Consider the following 2,815-nt stretch of genomic DNA (forward strand, 5'->3'; position numbering starts at 1 on the left):
TATCACAGGTGATGCAGCAAATGCAAAGCAACTCTATAAAGGTAAAACAAGTTAAACATAAAATGAGATAGAAAAATGGAAAAGAAGAAAACAACAGAGGTAGAGTATGACCTTTCATATTATTTAGGTGGTAACGAAGAAGAACTGCTCGGAAGAAGTAGCCAGCAGCACACAAAGATGACAAGGAGTGGTAAGCCATCAGAGGATGTCGAGCCATTACAGAACACAGAGGTATCACGGTGTACCGAGTTTTCACACGAAACTGAACAAGCAAGGCTGCCAGAGAATGCACCCGTTAAGAAACGCATCAGTGCCAAAATGAGAAAGGAAACGCTTGAAGCCTACAAGCAAGCCTATCTTTTACCTGCCAAACTCAGTAATAGAAAGGCTGTCTATCTGAGTAAGGAAACACAGGAACGTGCAGACCTCATCGTGCGAAGATTGGGTGACAGGGGCAGCAACCTTTCAAGTTTCGTGGAGAACCTCGTCCGCAGTCATTTGGAGGAATACCACGAGGATATAGAGAAGTGGAGAAAGCTATAAGCACGAAAAAGGAGCGAGGGCTTTTCTTGGAAAGGTCCTCCCTTTTCCTTGAAACCCTCGACTCTTCCCCAAAAGAAATAAAACCATAATTATTAGTCCAATGCCTGAACGGTGGGAATACCACGAACGCAGTTAAACACGGAATGTCGTGCATTCACTTTCGGTAGGGGCAACACCCTTAGGTGTTATCGGCATTTTAACTGATATTGCAAGACGTCAGTTTGTACCCACAAACTGCACTTGCTCCCCTCGTCAGACTATCGGGGAGATAAGACCGTAATCACTACGTTCTCATCGGTCAGCATTCAGAAATTAAGCAACAACAAATTATCTATAATGATTAACTTTCAAAGGAAACTTATATGAATAGATACAAAGGAAAAGCTGCCCGATGGCAGCCAAAGGATAAGGAAGAACAGCGGATGAATAAGACAGAGTTCATTAAGGTAAGATGCACCTTAGAAGAAAAGCAGCGTATTAAGTCAAAGGCAGAAAGTACGGGACGTAAGTTTTCCGATTACTGCCGTGAGATACTCCTAAATGGAGAGGTGGCAGCCGTTCCCAAGATGACCGAAAATGAAAGGGAAGCCATTGCCATACTTCAGCATACAGGAAGGTTCTACGGGCAGATTTCTAACCTCATCAAGGTCAAGAACGAGGATTGGTTACATATCACAAAGAACCTCTCGCTATGTGCCAAAGAGGCATTTAAGCGATTTTACGACCCCCATTTTCATGTGAACGATGAGATATATAAGGTCTTAAATCTAACAAGAGATGATAGGAAAATGTAAGGCGATAGCGCATGGCAGCACGGCTTTAGACTATATTTTCAGAGAGGGTAAACTTGGCAGTCGGCTTGCCTTCCACAACCTTTGCAGCAGGGAGCCAAAGACTATCTATGAGGAAATGAAAGTGGTCAGTGACTATAACAGCCGTTGCAGGAACAAGTTCCTGCGTATTGAAATCGGTATCGCACCACAAGACGAGAAAAGACTGCCTGTATCCGAGCTTATGGGAATAGCCCATCTGTTTGCCAAGCGAATGGGACTTGACAACCACCAATGGGTGGCGGTAACGCACAAGGACACCGACAACAGACATATTCACATCATCGCCAACCGCATCAGCCTGTTTGGTGAGGTCTATGATACTACTTTTGTGAGCAACAGGGCAGCGAGAGTGGCGGAGGAAATAAGTAGAGAGAAAGGCTTGACCATCGCAAAGGAGATTAAGGCAGAAAGGAAACACCAAAAGACAAAGGCTAATCCCACGAGAGAGCAAATAAAGCATCAAGTACAGAATGTTTGTTATGCCCTGCTTGACAAGTACAAAGGAACAGGTATCACGGGACACTCCATGTTCCTTTATGAATTGAACAAAAACGGCATTATTATAGAGCGTATGAAGAACAAGCAAGGTAATGTCTATGGCTTGAAGTTCTCCTACTGTGGACAGACATTCAAAGCTTCCGAAATCGGCAGGGAGTTCGGCTACCGTTCCCTGCAGAAGAACTTTGAACCAACCAACAGGGAAGAGCCAAGGAAACCACATCTAACAGTACAAGAGCCGACAGAAAGGAAAGAACGCCCTGATACAGGTTATCAACTCGTACCTCCAAGCCGTTCCTCAATTTCACGAGACAATGACACCCCACGAGTGCAAGATTCCATTGGTGCAGTGGCAGACACCATTGTTGGCGCAGCTGATGAAGTTGTGGAAGGCTTGGGCGATTTAATTACACCATCCACACAGGGCAATGACTATGCTGAAACAGCGTGGCAGCGCAAACTCAGAAACCAAGCTAACAGAAAGAGGAAACGTGGAAGAGGAATATAAACATAGCAGCATACAAAAAGTGCAGAATAAAGAATATCTCATCAAAAACGCTTGTTATTCGTTAATAAAGTATTATCTTTGCAGACAGAATAACAAGTGTTCTTTATTAGGCAGAAAACAGCTTTTCTAATCTAACTTATGAATGCAGAATGTTCTTGAATAAAACAAAGATTTATAAGGATTTGAGGACTTATTAGATTAAAAATTAGCTATAGACCTCTTAGGAAACTATATTATAAAAACAGGAATATAGTATTCATATGTCTTACTTACAGATATGTGATCTTCTTAATGAAATAAAAGAGAATAGATGTATGGCAGTAAAATTTTCAAAAATATTATTTACAATTACTGTAACTGCACCAACTTTCTTCTCATTGGCATTAACTGGCATTGTGAAAAATTATGAAAGTTATTGTAATGTATGGAGGAA

General features: G+C 42.1%; 3 protein-coding genes. All 3 read left to right on the forward strand.

Annotation, left to right across the window (positions count from 1 at the left end):
• The first annotated feature begins 75 nt into the window (after window positions 1–75).
• Window positions 76–543: a DUF3408 domain-containing protein gene (locus HMPREF9420_RS11490; protein WP_007135879.1), complete on the forward strand. Its 468-nt coding sequence runs from the start codon at window positions 76–78 to the stop codon at window positions 541–543.
• Between the two features lie 362 nt (window positions 544–905).
• Entirely contained in the window at window positions 906–1,337 is a 432-nt protein-coding gene (locus tag HMPREF9420_RS11495) for a plasmid mobilization protein (protein ID WP_007135880.1), read from the forward strand.
• Entirely contained in the window at window positions 1,321–2,382 is a 1,062-nt protein-coding gene (locus tag HMPREF9420_RS11500) for a relaxase/mobilization nuclease domain-containing protein (protein WP_007135881.1), read from the forward strand. The genes HMPREF9420_RS11495 and HMPREF9420_RS11500 overlap by 17 nt, the downstream gene beginning before the upstream one ends.
• Window positions 2,383–2,815 lie beyond the last annotated feature (433 nt).

Source organism: Segatella salivae DSM 15606 (assembly GCF_000185845.1).
Classification (GTDB): Bacteria; Bacteroidota; Bacteroidia; order Bacteroidales; family Bacteroidaceae; genus Prevotella; species Prevotella salivae.

Excerpts from the sequence above, each read along its gene's own strand:
- HMPREF9420_RS11500 (WP_007135881.1), top strand. The coding sequence starts at position 1,321 with ATGATAGGAAAATGTAAGGCGATAGCGCATGGCAGCACGGCTTTAGAC.
- HMPREF9420_RS11495 (WP_007135880.1), top strand. The coding sequence starts at position 906 with ATGAATAGATACAAAGGAAAAGCTGCCCGATGGCAGCCAAAGGATAAG.
- HMPREF9420_RS11490 (WP_007135879.1), top strand. The coding sequence starts at position 76 with ATGGAAAAGAAGAAAACAACAGAGGTAGAGTATGACCTTTCATATTAT.